Below are 15,545 nucleotides of genomic sequence, written 5' to 3' on the forward strand. Positions count from 1 at the left end.
CAGCAACCCTCACTCTCGGCCCTATTCCTGGCTCTCGATAATTGGCCTCGCCCACGCCGGCACCGCCGACACCTCCCGATCCCAACGATGCTCCCGATACGCCGCCACCAACTGATAGGGGCGTTCAGCGCTGGAGTTGTCGAACAGGAAAAGCTCGTCGCACAAGGGGACGACTTTCTGAATATGACTAAGCGTGCGGGGAATGCGGGTACGAACCTTATCTTCGGGAACCGAATGGCCCCCTTCGCGGATTCGCTGGCTGATGCGGGCCAGGTTCAGTTCGGTGCCCGAAACATGGAAGGCAAACACTTTGATCATGTAGCCAAGGGCTTTTGCCCTGGCGATGAAGTCGATCTTCGAGGGATGGGAGAACACGGTTTCGTAGCAGAAGGACTGGCCACTGGCGAGCACCCGATCCCGTTCCCGCGCAGCGAGCAAGGCCGCCTGATAGCTGTTCGCCTCCGGACTGTCCGGGAAGAAATGGGCAGCAATCAGATCAGCATTGATCAGAGGGAGGCCGTGCTTGGCGAGAAACGATCGGTAGAACGTGGACTTACCCGAGCCATTCCCGCCAACCAGCACCCAGAGTTCAGGCGGCGTCGTCCTTTGCAACAAAGACTCCATTCTCAAAGTAGCCAACGACTACGTGCCCATTGGGTTGCACCTGCTCCAGATAGCCGGGATGGCTGGCAGAAGCCTGGTAAACAGGGCCCGAAGCCGTCAGTTGCCGGGTCAGCGCACCGGATTCGCTAAGCTGTGCCACATCCGCCAGCACCGTATCGGTGGACGGTGGCTGAACGTCCTTGCGCTCCAGCTTCACCGTCAGCAAGCCCTGACTGAGGGCTACCAGATCTTCCTGGGACAGCGAATCAGCCACCATCTGCCCGATTTCCGCCCAATACTGGATTTGCTGCGGCGTGGACCGGCGCGCCACTTTGCCAACGGCTGCTGCATCCTGCAAAAGCTTCGGGTCGAGTCGGATGGGAGAGGACATGGCCGATACCTCAGTTTATGGGAACATCATCCAGTGTAGTAAATTGCATCAAATGTAGCAAAATGCAGCAACCAACTACCCCTTCTCATACTCCCGCACCAGTTCATTCAAGAAATACAGCCCTGCGGAACTGAGGAACCAGCGGTTCGGGCCGGAACGGAACAGCAGGTTGCGCTTGTCCAGGTAGTCCAGGGCTTCCGATAGGCCTTTTTCGAAACGGGCAGCCCTGAGAATGTCCTGGTACTCCTCATCACCGGCCATGACGTTGAAGTCCTGTTCGTTCAGCCCCGCATCAGAGCGCCCCAGATAATCCAGATCCCGGCCACTGCGGGCGAAGTAGCGGCCGATCAACAGCAACACCACCTGAACACGGAAGGCGTTCTCATCGTGCTCCTCCCCTTCCTCGTCGCTGCTTTCTTTGAGGAAGAAGAAATTGCCGGCTTCGTTAAACACCAGCTCGCTTCCAAGGTGCTCGTAAAAGGTTCGGAAGTGCGATAAGTGGTTAAACAGCATGTTGTAGAGCGGATTGGCCCTCAGCTCGGAACGATTCTTGTCCCACACATCTCTCACGATCACACGGCCCGCCTGAAACTCCCGGTAAATGGCGGCGCTTTGGGCCGGAAGGATCTGGTCGAAGTGGCTGTCGGGCCCGGTGTTTTGAACGGCTTCGTTGGTTTCCGTCACGTCAGAAAAATCAGGCATGGCGTTTCTCTTGTTCTAAATCCGAATGTTCAGCATCCCGGGTATCGTTTTCCAGGCGGCGTTTGCGATACACAAACTGTTCATTGCTCTCGGGCTGTTCCAAAGCTCTGAAGCGGTTGCTGGTCATCACCCGCATCCCCTCCGGTGGTGAATTGACCAGCCGGTTCAGGGCGGAGAGCAGATCCGGGAATCGATAGCCCGGAATAAATCCATCCAGGCGACCATGCAGTTCCCGAACCAGATCGTTGGTAGGCCGGAGATCCAGGGAGTCCAGCCACTGATAAAGCTGGTTGATGCGCTTCACATCGATACGGGCGTGGCGGCCACTGCCCTCCACTTCCTGCAATACCGGTGCTTCGGACTTGCGGCGAAGGTCGCTCAGGCGCAATTCCAGTTCGCTGAAGATCAGCTGGTAGTAGCTGGACGAGTTGCCAAAAGCATAATTCTTGGGCCGCTGCTGGGCGCGCAGACCCACCAGAAATCCGGTGCTGCGGGCAAACTCTCCACCTTCCAGCCACTTGCGGCGCAGGCTGAGGGTTTCGGTTTCTCCTTTGAGTTCCCGTAGTTTGCCGTAGAAATGCTCCATGGCGTTGTACTGGGCCATGCCCCGGCGGGTTTTGCGAAGGAAATGTTCGACTTCCTGGGCCACCGCCTGAATGGGTTTGTACAGGGCGTTCAGGCTGATGGCCGAGCGGAACAGTTGATCTGCCAGCCCGTGGTCGTCGTGGCTTTCCAGCAGCCGCACCATGGCCTCCAGGGTTTCGAACAGGTTGCTGCCATCCGGCAGGCGTGTGTCCGGGTTCAGGAACACCAGAGTCGGTTTGATATGGCGTTCGTACAGGGTGACGATCTGCTCAAACAGGTTGTGCCGGAACTCCAGGTATTTCTCGGGTTCCCGGCTGGCATCGCCGGACAGGTCCGCTAGCTGGGCACTGATGGTCTGCATGCGCAGCACATTCTGGCGCAACAGGCCGATAAGCTGACTAACCCGCTCGTTCAGGTCGTCCCTCAGTTCGGTGTAGTCCAGATCAACATCACTGAAGCTGCTGACTTCCAGCCGATCCCGAACGTCTCGAAGGGTGACCAAGTGGCCCCGCAGGCGGGCATCGGTCAGTTCCTGGTACAGCGAGGCATTACAGGCCCTCATCAGGTTGATCAGGGCGTCCTGAAACACCAGCCGACGCTCGCCTTCGGCCTTGATGATGTCGATAATCAGGCCGCTGCGGAACAGGTTCTCGGTATTCATGGCCAGCCGCACCCGATCCCGGTCGGCCTTGCCGAGGCTTCGGGTGTAGTCCATTACCTCGGCAACCAGATCGCTTTCAAGAATGTATCTGGCCTCATTGCGGTCCATGCGCTCGATCAGCCGAAACAGCATCTTCGGGTGATCGAACAGCAGGCGCGTGGTGTCCAGCGTACTGAAGCGCTTACTCATCCACCGGCTCCAGCAGGCTGTTCTGAGTCTGGTCTGCCCAGTGGCTCAGGGGTTCGCCGCTGGTAAAGCCTTCCGCACCTCCCCAGAACACCAGGGTACGTTGCGGGCTGTAGGGACGACCGGTGCGCATCTGCCCCACCTCAAGGTGGCGACCGATCAGGTAAATCACTTCCGCACTGGCACTGTGGGTGGCCGCAGAGAACAGATTGAAGCCCTGTTTTCCCAAACGCTCCAACAACGATGGCATCTGGCTGATATCCACGCTGGCCAGTTCGTCCAGCACCATGGGGAAGGACAGCTCCACGCCCGGGTACAACACCCGCTTGAGCAGCCGGTACACCAGCTCCAGGTTAATCAGTGCGGTGGTGGAGGTGGACTGGCCTTTCTTGTCCAGGCTGGTGGCGCTGGCCTTGCGGGTGCGGTAGGAAATACCGGTGATCACCTTATCCATGGTCAGGCGTTTGCTGCCCCCCTGTTCGCCAAAGAAATCCGCCACGAACACCCGCAGGCGATCGTAGAACGCGTCCGACTGAAGCTGGTTGCCATAGGGATCAATATTGTTGGCTTCTTCCACCAGATTGCGGAATTTCGGGTCGGTGTGAATGTCCACCCGGATCTCGACGAGGTCGTTGATCTGAACGCCGTCCAGCTCCCGATTGAGCTGTGCCTCAAAACGGGCGATGTGTTCGTGGTTCGATTTCAGGGCCTGTCGGTAACTGGCTACGGTTTCGTTGTGGATGGCAATCTGCTCCTCCAGCACCCGCCAGCGCTCAGCCATGCCGGCGAACAGATCTGACAGGCTTTTGAAGGATTCACGGATGACCGACGGCGCCGGGCTGTCTTTCTGCAGCTCGCCCTCGGCATCTTCGTGAACGCCCAGATACACGAACTGACGCAGGTGATCGAGGATGTTGCGACGATGCTCTTCCAGATCGTCCAACTGCTTTTGCACGTCGTCAAAGGCTGCGACGGACACCTGTTCGATCTCCAGTGACTGATCCAATTCCACCGTTTTCAGGAACGGGAACCGGTGCTCCACCGTACCAACACTCCGGCTGAGGTTGGCCAGTTCCCGCTCCCGCTCTTCGATTCGGTCCTTCTCGGCCTTCGCCCGCGCCACCTTTTGCTGCACCGCATCCTGTGCGTCGTGCTCCAGCCGGGCCTTCTCTTCCAGTTTCGCCAGTTGCTCTTCGGCGGCTTCCTTTTCCTCAGTCGCGTCCCTCAGGGTCGTCGCAGCAGCGGGGTAACGGCTCAGAGTATCCAGGTCTTTTTCGATGGCGCGGATTTCTTTCTCCGTGCGCTCGATCAGCACCGGGCGGTCGTGCTCTTTATGGGCGGTGTCCGCCAGCTCGGAACGCTCCTTCTCCAGGCCATTCAGTTCACCTTCAATGTGCCGGTACTGATCTGCAAAATTGTTCTGGCGGGCCGGCTGGCCGGGGTATTCCGCATCAAACCAGTCGAAGCCGCTATCCGTGGGCTTGAACAGGCGGGCAAAGGCTTCAATGGTGGCCTTGCTGTCGGCGTCCAGATCTTCGCCGGGGCTGGCCAGCATCAGGCGCTGGTCCACCGCCCGCAGTGGTGCGGCCGTCGCTTCGTCCAGCTGGTTCTGCAGCTGCCACTGCTGTTTGCTTTCGCGCTCTTTCAGGGAATCACGCTTTTGCTCCAGTGCCTGTTTCTTGCGCTCGATCTGCTCCAGCCGGATTTCCGCCTGCGCGGCGCTCTTCAAGGCGGCCAGATGCCCTTGCTTGCTCTCCAGCTCTTCCTTTTGTGCTTCCTTGATCTCCTGCAGCGTCATTGAGCCGTATTGAGACACCAGCAGCTCGCCGTCTTTCTGGTAGCGCTCGGCTTGCTTGAGGCGACGATCGGCCGAACGGATCTCGCCCTTCAGCGCGCTGGCCTCTCCTTCCAGTTGTTTCAGACCCTGCAATACATGCCGGAGGATTTCGTTCTGCTCGTTCCAGGCCTCTACGGCGGCTTTACGTCGCTCGCCAACATCCTGCAGCGCATTTGAAAGACCATCCCGGAAACTGGCGAAATCCTGTTGGCTGCCCAGCAGCGCCTGATAAGCGTCATAGTCCCGGCTGAGCTTGTCGAACCGGGCCCGCTCTTTCTCAATCCGGTTAAGCTGATTTTGCTGGTGCTTGAGTTGCTCGTGCCGGTTGAGAAAATCATCCACATTGAAATCGAAGGCATCGTCCACGAACTTCTTGTCCGCCTCGATGATGCTGGCCACCGCATTGGCCATGGCCTGATCATCCGCCTTCATTTCGAACAACAGCAGGATCAACGTACGCAGGGATTGCACCCGGCGCTCGTCCGACTCGCCCAGCGGCAGCACCGAATAACGAACCGCATCGGCATGCATCAGATCACTGCTGTACAGCATGGATTTAAGCTTGGCCGGATCGTTCACCAACCGGGTATCTTTAGAGAGTTTCTTCAACGCTTCGGAAAGCCGGCTGAAGGAGAGCTCCGGCACCGCCTGGCCAATGCCGTCTTCGGTGTCGCCATTCCAGAACAGAGGGCGAATCTGATCGTAGCTCACCGGCACAAAGGCCCGGCCATAACTGAGCTGGCTGGCATTGTCCCGGTAAAGGATCTGGCAGTGAGTGCCCGCCGGGTTTTCCGCCTCCATGATCAGAAAGCTGAACTGACTGGGGAAGTAATGCTGGTAGCTTTCTTCGTTGGTATAGAAACTGCCCGCACTGGCGTTGCGAAACGCGAACTTCTTGCGGCTGTTCTTGAAGTTATTTTCTGGCAACAGGAACAGGCGTAAGGAATTCAGCAGGCTGGATTTGCCCAGGTTACCGGGCCCCAGGATCAACCCATGGTTGTCGACGGGAATCTCCACGTAACAAAAACCCGCGGAATCCACCAGCACCAGGCGCCGAATGCCAAATGAAAAGGTACTCAGACCCGCCTGTTGGTCAGTCATCCAGAATCATCTCCTGTTCCATAAACTTGCCGGTGGCCCGAAATGCCATGGCCAGTGACGTAAACCCAAGATCTTCCGCCAAGGAGAGGGCTTTTGTAAACCGCTAGGTTTTGTCTGGGGTTTTGCGGAGGCGCGGCAAGACTGTTATCGATGCAGAACCGCTGAATCTTGAGCACCTGGCTTCTTTGAGCCTTTTTGTTTCCGGGCGACAGGCTGGGGAATGTCGACTGAGATTGCAGGATTGGGTTCTATTCTGAACTTCAAATGCGGCGGGCCTTCTTCACCCTTCGGGCCCGGGTCAGTTCATCCTTCACGTATGCCCTGATGGCCTTGAGGATACCGAGGTCCGGATCAGCTTCTTGGTCATCCGCCAGCCGGAAAATCTGCTGGTAGTACCACGCCTGCCCGCCCAGCACGTTAATGACTTTAAGCGGCATCAACGGACTCGCTGGCGAGAAAAAACCTCGTTGAGCAAGCTTGATGTGGTCTTCATGGCAAACGGTCTTATCGATGCGTCCTTCGAGCAGATCCTTGGGCGTATCGGGATCCGTGCAGAGTGGTCGGCCAAGGCCAATCACGTCGGTTTCACCATTGGCAACCACCTCTTCCATAAACGCGCGCGTCCGGAACCCACCGGTGACCATCAGCGGGCAATCACAAACCTCACGAATCTTCTGTGCGTAATCCAGAAAATAAGCCTCCCGCTTGCGAGTGCTTTCCCGCATGGCCGGCCCATCGCTCGCCGTATCTGCATCACCGCTGTACCCTAGCAACCGCGGCTGTTCGTAGGTGCCGCCGGACACCTCCAGCAGATCAATACCCTCTTCATTCAGCCAGCGCACCACGCGCACAGACTCCTCGAGCGTAAAGCCGCCCTTGCGAAAATCATCGGAATTCAGCTTTACCGCCACTGGAAACTCCGGCCCCACAGCATTACGAGTCGCCCGGACCACCTCAAGCAGGAAACGGGCGCGATTCTCCAGCGACCCACCCCATCGATCGGTTCGCTGGTTGGTGACTGGCGACAGAAAAGACGACAACAAATACCCATGAGCCCCATGCACCTGCACGCCGGTGAAACCCGCCTCTTTGGCGATCCGGGCCACGTTGCCAAAGCGCTGGATAAAATCAAGGATTTCCGGCTCCGTAAGCGCCCTTGGGCAGGCATAGTTGCCCATCAGCGATAGCTGCACAGCCGAAGGCCCCATGGGCCGCGAGGTAACGTAACGCGGCGACTGCCGACCGGCATGGGAGATCTGCATCCACAAATGGTTGCCATTGCGGGTACCTGCTTCTGCCCAGGCGCGCAACTGCGCCATACCCGCCGGCTCGCCTTCAGCCGGCGCAGGATCAATCGCCACGTTACCCGGCCGCTCCAGCACCCGGTGATCAATCATTACGTTGCCGGTAATCAACAGCCCGGCCCCGCCATCGGACCAACAACCATAGAGGGTTTCATGGCGGTGAGTGGCGTGGAGCTGATCGTCTGACAGCCCCTCGGTCATGGCGGCTTTCGCAATGCGGTTTGGCAGGACTGCTCCGCAAGGGAGTTTTAGAGGTTGGGCGAGGGGCGATTGGGGCATGGCATCATCCTGATGAGCTGGGTTCGTTGATTTTCAAATTATTAGCGAGCTGAGAGTTTTCTTCATTTAAAGAGCCAGACGCTCAAGCATAAAGCCTTAATCCGCCGAATTAAGTCTGAAAATCACGCTCATTGGACTGCTCCCTTCATGGCTCTTATATTCGACAGGCCCAAAGTAAGTGAAGGGTGCCGCTTTACCATTACGCAGCTTATTCTCGCGGACAAATAGATGCACTGAGAGTCCAAGCTTTTGGTGTTCGATCAGTTCCCGACCGCGCTTGCTTTCAGGCGTTGTTGAGTTCTGACTCTGCCAATGAAATGTCTGCTCATCAATCCAATGATCGACATAGCGGTGCTGGACGCCTTTGCCCTGCTTGTTTAGCGTCACCAACAAAATATGGGCATTGGCGTCTTTCAGAAAACGTGGCCGCTTTGCCAATTGCCGGGGGCAAAGGTTGCACCAAATAACTCTGGAATTCGCACCTCAATTTTTCCTGATACTGCAAGTTGATGTGACTCCAATCCCATATCAGCATGACACAGAATGGAAAATGCCCATCAATACTGTATATTTGTACAGACTCAAAGTTATAGAGTAGTGCACAACTGCACGAACCAGTGAAGTTGTTCTTAAGCCACGCTGCGGCTAGCCCTTTCAGGGCCAAGTCGATAGAATGGGAAGGCCCGGTGACCACGCATCACACATTTGACCCAGAGAAAGGAGAAGCCAGTGAAAGACGAAGAAGGCCTGAAGCTCATCAACGAATTGCTTGAAATCTATGACCAAGGCTTTATCGCTAAGACACTGAATGATCTGGGTTACGACTCCTGGTGTCGCGAGACTATAAATCGCTGGGTGAAAGGTAAGGTTGACAGAAAACTCAGTCATGGGGAATACGAGCATCTTCAAAGCCTGCTACCAAAGCCCTATCAGGAATCGGGTCATGAGTTCAGGTTTATTGACCTCTTTGCGGGGATTGGTGGAATTCGCCGCGGCTTCGATGAAATTGGCGGAAAGTGCGTGTTCACCAGCGAGTGGAACAAATATGCCGTCCGTACGTACAAAGCCAACCACTATAGCGATCCGGAGCATGTTTTTAACGCAGACATCCGTGAGGTGACACTGTCTGACAAGCCTGAAATTTCGGAAAAGGAAGCATACGATCACATTGACAGGACCATACCTGATCACGATGTGTTGCTTGCCGGCTTTCCCTGTCAGCCATTTTCAATCGCCGGCGTTTCGAAGAAAAATTCACTCGGTCGCGCACATGGATTTGAATGCAACACTCAAGGAACGCTGTTTTTTGATGTAGCCAGAATTATTCAGGCCAAGCAGCCTGCAGCCTTTCTGCTGGAGAACGTAAAGAACCTGAAAAGCCATGACAAAGGCCGCACTTTTAAAGTGATCCTGGAAACCCTTGACGAACTGGGCTATGAGGTTGCCGATGTGAATTACGATGGCACGCAGGACCCTAAAATTATCGACGCAAAAAATTTCGTTCCTCAGCACCGGGAGCGTATTGTGCTGGTAGGTTTCCGCCGGGATCTGGAAGTTCACAAGGGCTTTACTCTCAAGGACATCAAAAAATACTTCCCTGAGCACGTGCCCAGCTTCGGTGAGATTCTTGAGGAGGAGGTTGATGACAAGTACATCCTGACGCCGAAACTCTGGAAGTATCTCTACGACTATGCTGCCAAACATAAAGCCAAGGGGAACGGTTTTGGCTTCGGCTTGACAGGACATAATGACGTGGCCCGTACACTCTCTGCACGCTATTACAAAGACGGCTCTGAGATCCTTGTAGACCGAGGCTGGAACATGGATACCGGATTTGACGACATGATTAATCAGGGGAACCGCCCTCGCCGACTGACACCAAAAGAATGTGCGAGGCTAATGGGCTTCGATGAACCGGGCGAGTCTAATTTTAAGGTGCCAGTTTCCGATACGCAGGCCTACAAGCAGTTTGGCAACTCCGTAGCCGTCCCGGTCTTTCGGGCTGTCGCAGAAATGATGAAGCCCCGGATTCTTGAGGCCAGCGCAAAGACTGAAAAACAGGGTTCAAAAGCAGCCTGATCATGGCTGACGTCCACAACAGCAAGACACGAAGCCGCAATATGGCGGCGATCAAGGGAAAAAATACGAAACCGGAAGTATGGCTCAGAAAGAAGCTCTTCAAGCGAGGCTTCCGATTTCGTCTGCACCGAAAAGACCTGCCCGGCAAACCCGATATTGTCCTGCCGAAATACGGCGCTGTGATACTCGTGCAGGGCTGTTTCTGGCACGGGCACTACAACTGCCCTATGTTCCGGATTCCGTCGTCGCGCACAGAGTTCTGGGAAGACAAGATTTCTTCGAATAGAAAACGGGATTCACGTAACATCGACGAGCTTCTCAAGCTGGGCTGGAGAGTGCTTGAAGTATGGGAGTGCTCATTAAAAGGAAAGCTCCGGCTTAGCGAGGAAACCCTCCTCGGATCCGTATGCGCATGGATAACAGGTTCTGAAGCAAAAGCGGAGATCCGAGGAATCTGCAATTCAGCAAAATCCTCACTGAAACTACCAATCACAGGAAGCAGTAGTCGAATGTCAGATTTTGGATCAATCAGCGATTATCTTTCGGGAGCAGCAGTCAAAAGGCTTACAGCAGTTGAATGTGACCCGACACGCTCAAACGGACACGAAATCAATGCAACCAGCATGAAAAGTTTTATGGGTACTGAAGCCCGCTCAGATATCCCCACAACTTTTGTTCGCCTCGATGACGACGAGGAAAAAATCGAGAGTGTACGTGGAACATGCTCATGGTGGTTCAGAGACCGTACTACCCTGGGAAAAGGAATAGAGTACCGGCTTTATTACCAAGATAACCCGGCAATATCAGAGGCGGAAATCAGTGATGCTCTCGCGATAGCCCTGAAACCAAATGACGAGCTCATTTTCGTTACCGCTCCGCAGGGCTCTCAGTCTGAGCTAGAGCTATTCGAACTCTTCGGGCCGGACTTCGGTAACCGTTTTAAATCCTTAGACTTTACGAACAATGATGAGAAAATCGGTCCCGTAAAACGGTTCATTCTCGAAGAACTAGGGATAGAGGTAAAAGCCAGCTTTGGTTTGAATTATCTGAGCACTATTGAAAGTCACTTCGGCCCTCTGACTTTCCCGGCGACAAGACAGTTTTCACAGCTTGCCAGAAAGCTGGGAGGTGAACTTGAGGAATTTGACAGCGCCGACAACGCCCTCGTCGCTTGGTGGGAAACGGAAGAAGCAATGTTTCGTCAGCTTGAGGGCGCGATCATCGAAGAGCGACTCGTAAAAGGTTTCGCCGACGCGGAGGATTTCCTTTCGTTTTCTCAGTCAATCCGTCAGCGCAGATCATCGCGCGCAGGCAGTGCCCTAGAGAACCATTTAGAGCAAATCTTCTTGGAAAGGAATATTCGGTTCTCAAGAGAGAAGAAAACAGAGAAAAACAAAAAGCCGGACTTCCTTTTCCCCTCAGTTGAGGACTACAGAAACAACGACTTCCCCACAGAGCGCCTTACCATGCTTGGAGTTAAAACCACATGCAAAGATAGGTGGCGACAGGTTCTGTCCGAAGCGGGTAGGATCGAGTGCAAGCACCTCTTCACACTGCAACCTAAAATCTCAAGCAACCAGACTGATGAGATGATTGATTCGAAACTGCAACTGGTAGTTCCACGGTCAATTCATGACACGTACAGCGAAGCACAGAAAAGCTGGCTCTGGGATCTGGAGCAGTTTTTAGAAAAAATTAAAAAAAATGAAGCCTCTGATTAGGAATGAGTCTGTCGCGCTCATTTGCAGGCCCACATAATTCCACTTCAACGTGACTTTTAAAGATTCCTAACCGCCCTAGCTCCAAGCAAATGGTCGGTGAAAAACGGTTTTCCGGACTCCCGCCAAGAAGTCCGGAAAACCGGGAGTTAGTCATCCTTCAGTTCAAGTTAGGCGCTAAGTTCCTTAAATCTGTCAAATTCACGGGGCAGCAGGCGTACCAAGTCTTCGGGGTGCATCGCATAGAAATCATAGGTGCGCTCAAACTGTTTCAAGACCTGACTAAGTCGTCTGGCACCGGCACCACCGGACCCGCGTTTCCGCTCATTCTTCTGCTTGTCCCAGAACAGATGAAAAACAGCGCCGATCATGGAGCGGTTTGTAATGAGCTTCTGGTTTGCGGCCACCTGTGCCCAGAGCTCTCCGGGGGTATTCACAGGACCGTTCAGGAGGACAACCAGCTGGTCTTCCAGATCCCTATGGGCGGCGTAAACCCGCCAGATTGCGGCCAGATAATGGCGGTAATAGCGTTGCCAGTTGTCAGGCTCAGCTACCCAGATTGCCAGCTCGCCCGGACTGTAACGCCCTCCATTGCGCTTGCATAAGCGGTCGAAAAGATAAGCAGAACACCAAGTCCAGAACCCCTTATCCCGTTCAGCTGACAGCAGACCTAGATTCCGAACCACCTCGTCGAGACCCTTCGCACTTTCCAACCGATCGCTCAGATCCAAAGCATCAAGCCATGCCGTATCGCCGCCGATCTCATCTGCAAATTCCGAAGAGCCCAGAAGCTCACGGGGAAATTCCCCGGGCTGATCAGTTTTCAGGCTGTCGAGATACTGGATGAACCGTTCGATGCCACGTCCGTTTAAACGACAGATCTTCATTTCCATACCCCCGAGTCAAACTCCCCGATGACCTGATGACGGACACCAATCCGGCCGCCGATCAGCCGTACAGTTTCGTCGAGCCAGTCCTCATGGTCATCTGCATTTTGATCGGGGACGCCGGCCCCGATCTGCCTCGCAAACAGGAGCCAGCGCGTGGAAAGCTCATCCGGATCACTCAGCTCAGGATCCCAATCGCTGTAGACAATTCTGGCCAGAATCTGACGCATCGCCGCCGGCAGAATAAACCCCCGGAACAGGAGCGACCGGACTACCTGGTCCTTGCCGCCGAGTTCCTGTTCAATCTGAAGCGTTGCCTGCTGATCCGTGTATTCCACCCGCCAGAGGGCGCCGTAGCCCGAGAGGTCCGCGCTTGCAACCGGAAGAATGCTCTTATGGTTCTGATCAGGCTGGTCGTCTTTATCATGCGGTCTGATGTTTTCCGCAATGGCCTCGAGACGCCCCCGGGTCTGGTCAACCACCTTTATCCGGAAAGAAAGGCCCTCTGCGTCATCGAACTCCTCAAGGACAATGTCATTTTTTCTGACGCTGCGGGAGACCCTTCCCAGTGCTTCACGGGAGAAACGCGTCTTCCACTGCGCCTCAAGAAACACGGTGCTGTCTGGAGACAGATCGTATTCAGCCAGATCGACCGAAACATCCACTCGGGGCTTTTCGTCAGCCTTTCCACGCAACCGGATGCTGATGTCATCACGGAGGATTTTCTTGCGGCCGGTAAAGTTAAATCGTTTCATCGGTTTCCAGCGCCTCCGATTTCACGTCTACAACGATGTCGCGGTCAGGATCGAAACCTTCCACCCTTACTTCAAAGTCGTTTGCGCTCGCAGAGAACGCGATCGTGTTGCCGCCCAGTTCTAAGTTCTCTGTATTGTGGGCCTGAGGCGGATCAACGTACCTAGCCGTATCCAGCGCGAAATCGTTTCGGTGATATTTTTTTAACGCGCTCGCTTTCGAGGCGCCCGCGAAGTCGTACGCCACAGTGATCGTATAAGAACGCGGTGATTTGAGTGGCTCACTCGGCCCTCTCAGAACGAAACCTTTTTCTACTTTTGAGAGCCTGTAGTGCCTAGGCCTCGGCTCAGGCGGTTGCGGAGGAGACGGCTCTGGCTGCTCACCGTCGTCTTTTTTCTTCTTTTTCCGTCTCTGATCCGGGACTTCGTCGTCATCTTCCGGGTGTTCGAGGTAAAAGATATCCGAAAGCACCGTAAAATCCTCTTCCTCGTCCCCCTGACTCATCAGATTTAGAGCCTTGCCGACGCTGAGCCTGACGAAATCAATCGTTGACGGGCCCCACTGATACTTGCCTTTAAATCTCGTGGCGTTTTTCTCCCACTCTGTGTGGGCAGGGTTTTCGGAATCTCCGAGAAGGGTGGCCAGCGGCCCGCTTTCGATGACCACGAGACTGATGAATCCCCGGACCTTCGGCACACGGTCCTCAGGAATGGTAATGCCCTCTCGGATAAAACGTGGTTTGAGGGACAGGTCTGACACATCTTTGGCGAGATAAATGTCGAAGCAGGATGCCGAGGCTGCCCCTCCGCCCCGTTTGTTATTAATCCACAGAGGGCATCTGAGATGGAGGATAGTGTCGGGTTCCAAGAGTATCTTCTGGCATTCCGCGGCCCGAACGGACGTCATGTAGTTCTTATCCCAAGAGGGTTTTGACGGTTCCTCAGGGAGATTTAACCGGACTGTCCGGACATTGCGTCCTGCAACCACCTGAGAGGCCAACTTCACCAGCGGTTTAATTTCCGGAATGCGTGCTGGGGGGAGAAGTTCATCAAGGTTCTTATGTATGGAATCAGCATTAATAACCTGGCCCTTCATACCTCTTCTACCTCCACCAGAAGCTGACCATTCAGAATGGGCCAGAAATATTCATTCACCACGTATTTAGAAAGCGTCTCTACCGAAATATCCTCCTGAACATAGGGCATGATCAGTGACAGCCCGGTATCTGTGGACGTTCTGGCCAGCCCGAAATCTCTGGTGAGCCGGTCAAACAACTCAGCATCTTCGACGGGCATTGGAAAATAGTCATCACCCCCTTCATCCATATCAAATACGCCCCACCAGGCATCGGGGGTATGCGCAATTCCGTCGACATGATGGGACTTCAGCACACTCTGTCCTGCTATCAGGCATCGCTGGTCTGAACTTCTTACGGTAGCTGCAATGAACATCCGGATTCCGCTGGTTTTGGGTACGACGTATTTGCCGATACCATGCCGCCCCCTGACGCCATCTTCCTTGCCGGACTGCCCTTCAGCACGCATGAAGTAATAGAACGAGTTACCGGGCTGCTCATCGTACGTCATCTCATCGCCCACCAAGCCACAGGTATTGAAGTCCTCATACACAAGGAACCGGCAGGGGTCGCCTGCCTGCGGAGGCGAGGCGAGGCCATTATCCGGAGCATTGAAATGCTTCCACGCATGCTCCGAGATGTAACGATCCATGACCCCGCTTTCAGGGTGGTGGGTGCCGATACGCAGGCGAATCCTGACCGGCTCCCCTGAGGCCGGATTGACCTTGGCATCCAGAGAATTCTGAATAAGCTCCCGGATCAGGGCCTGTGCGTCTTCATCAATGCTTGCATTGGTAAAAAAGCTGGCCTGCATCGGGTCTCTGGACTTCTGACTGCGGCGCTTGCGCTCGAACTTCCACTCCACTTCCATCACCGTACACCCCCTCACCTTTTTTTAATTTTTCCCGGCGACTACAGCTTGAAAATTTCCTCTTCTGAAGCCCCTTTACTGTCGAACTTGGTTTTCATGTCGTCTATTGCACGCCTCAGCGCTTGGTAGATTTTCTTTGCATCCTGCTCTGTGTACGAATAATTACTCCGGTTCGAAAGGTTTCCGATCAGCTTAATATCTTTCAGCGCCTTAGTGACCCTAGCTTCGGCCAGTCTTACGAACTTTTCTCTGTCAGTATCGGATGCCATATTTCCTATCCAAGATAAAAAATTTACCTCGCCAATATAGTACATTTAAAATTTATATTACAAATGTACGATATTTTTTTTGTCATCTCAGCGTGCGAGATTGTTGGGAAACACAAAAATAGGCGTGGAGGAGCGGCATTTCCACTGGCAGCGACAGCGGGGGAGGTATGCCTCTGCATTGGGTTTGAAAAGAGCCTGAAAAGCCCGGGTTCCGGACCTGAAGCTTCATTCTAAGCAAGGGCAA

14 protein-coding genes are annotated in these 15,545 nt (G+C 54.5%); 2 read left to right on the forward strand and 12 right to left on the reverse strand.

The window, feature by feature from the left end:
- Positions 1 to 21: 21 nt before the first annotated feature.
- The 7 genes from K8I84_RS05875 to K8I84_RS05905 all read right to left on the reverse strand — a co-directional run bounded on the left by K8I84_RS05875 (position 22) and on the right by K8I84_RS05905 (position 8,036).
- The gene (locus tag K8I84_RS05875) at positions 22 to 612 is read right to left on the reverse strand and encodes an AAA family ATPase (RefSeq protein WP_223793810.1); all 591 of its coding nucleotides are present in this window, start codon (positions 610 to 612) and stop codon (positions 22 to 24) included.
- The gene (locus tag K8I84_RS05880) at positions 590 to 994 is read right to left on the reverse strand and encodes a ParD-like family protein (protein ID WP_223793811.1); all 405 of its coding nucleotides are present in this window, start codon (positions 992 to 994) and stop codon (positions 590 to 592) included. Before K8I84_RS05880 ends, K8I84_RS05875 begins: the two co-directional genes overlap by 23 nt.
- A gap of 75 nt (positions 995 to 1,069) precedes the next feature.
- A complete protein-coding gene (locus tag K8I84_RS05885) occupies positions 1,070 to 1,696 on the reverse strand; it encodes a condensin complex protein MksE (RefSeq protein ID WP_223793812.1) in 627 nt (208 codons plus the stop codon).
- Positions 1,689 to 3,131, reverse strand: coding sequence for a hypothetical protein (locus K8I84_RS05890; RefSeq protein ID WP_223793813.1), 1,443 nt, complete (start codon positions 3,129 to 3,131; stop codon positions 1,689 to 1,691). The genes K8I84_RS05885 and K8I84_RS05890 overlap by 8 nt, the downstream gene beginning before the upstream one ends.
- A complete protein-coding gene (locus tag K8I84_RS05895) occupies positions 3,124 to 6,066 on the reverse strand; it encodes a hypothetical protein (RefSeq protein ID WP_223793814.1) in 2,943 nt (980 codons plus the stop codon). The genes K8I84_RS05890 and K8I84_RS05895 overlap by 8 nt, the downstream gene beginning before the upstream one ends.
- 260 nt (positions 6,067 to 6,326) lie before the next feature.
- A complete protein-coding gene (locus K8I84_RS05900) occupies positions 6,327 to 7,649 on the reverse strand; it encodes an NADH:flavin oxidoreductase/NADH oxidase family protein (RefSeq protein ID WP_223793815.1) in 1,323 nt (440 codons plus the stop codon).
- Positions 7,650 to 7,745: 96 nt separating this feature from the next.
- Entirely contained in the window at positions 7,746 to 8,036 is a 291-nt protein-coding gene (locus tag K8I84_RS05905) for a DUF3427 domain-containing protein (RefSeq protein WP_223794494.1), read from the reverse strand.
- 342 nt (positions 8,037 to 8,378) lie between these two features.
- Here K8I84_RS05905 and dcm point away from each other — a divergent pair, with 342 nt between their 5' ends.
- Both dcm and K8I84_RS05915 read left to right on the forward strand, forming a co-directional pair.
- Positions 8,379 to 9,728 carry a DNA (cytosine-5-)-methyltransferase gene (dcm, locus tag K8I84_RS05910; RefSeq protein ID WP_317848204.1) on the forward strand — a complete coding sequence of 450 codons (1,350 nt, stop codon included), beginning with the start codon at positions 8,379 to 8,381 and terminating at the stop codon, positions 9,726 to 9,728.
- Between the two features lie 2 nt (positions 9,729 to 9,730).
- Entirely contained in the window at positions 9,731 to 11,449 is a 1,719-nt protein-coding gene (locus K8I84_RS05915) for a type II restriction endonuclease (protein WP_223793816.1), read from the forward strand.
- A gap of 167 nt (positions 11,450 to 11,616) precedes the next feature.
- Here K8I84_RS05915 and K8I84_RS05920 read toward each other — a convergent pair whose 3' ends face one another.
- From K8I84_RS05920 to K8I84_RS05940, 5 genes are read right to left on the reverse strand one after another with little or no spacing between them, the layout of a single operon-like run.
- Complete coding sequence (locus K8I84_RS05920; protein WP_223793817.1) at positions 11,617 to 12,339, reverse strand: hypothetical protein; 723 nt, start codon at positions 12,337 to 12,339, stop codon at positions 11,617 to 11,619.
- Positions 12,330 to 13,088, reverse strand: a complete 759-nt coding sequence (locus tag K8I84_RS05925) for a hypothetical protein (RefSeq protein ID WP_223793818.1) — start codon at positions 13,086 to 13,088, stop codon at positions 12,330 to 12,332. The genes K8I84_RS05920 and K8I84_RS05925 overlap by 10 nt, the downstream gene beginning before the upstream one ends.
- Entirely contained in the window at positions 13,075 to 14,181 is a 1,107-nt protein-coding gene (locus K8I84_RS05930) for a hypothetical protein (RefSeq protein ID WP_223793819.1), read from the reverse strand. The genes K8I84_RS05925 and K8I84_RS05930 overlap by 14 nt, the downstream gene beginning before the upstream one ends.
- On the reverse strand, positions 14,178 to 15,026 hold the full coding sequence (locus tag K8I84_RS05935) for a hypothetical protein (RefSeq protein WP_223793820.1): 849 nt from the start codon (positions 15,024 to 15,026) through the stop codon (positions 14,178 to 14,180). The genes K8I84_RS05930 and K8I84_RS05935 overlap by 4 nt, the downstream gene beginning before the upstream one ends.
- A 47-nt stretch (positions 15,027 to 15,073) precedes the next feature.
- The gene (locus tag K8I84_RS05940) at positions 15,074 to 15,301 is read right to left on the reverse strand and encodes a hypothetical protein (protein ID WP_223793821.1); all 228 of its coding nucleotides are present in this window, start codon (positions 15,299 to 15,301) and stop codon (positions 15,074 to 15,076) included.
- Positions 15,302 to 15,545: the final 244 nt, after the last annotated feature.

It is taken from the genome of Marinobacter sp. F4216, from assembly GCF_019931195.1.
In the GTDB taxonomy this organism is placed as follows: Bacteria; Pseudomonadota; Gammaproteobacteria; order Pseudomonadales; family Oleiphilaceae; genus Marinobacter; species Marinobacter suaedae.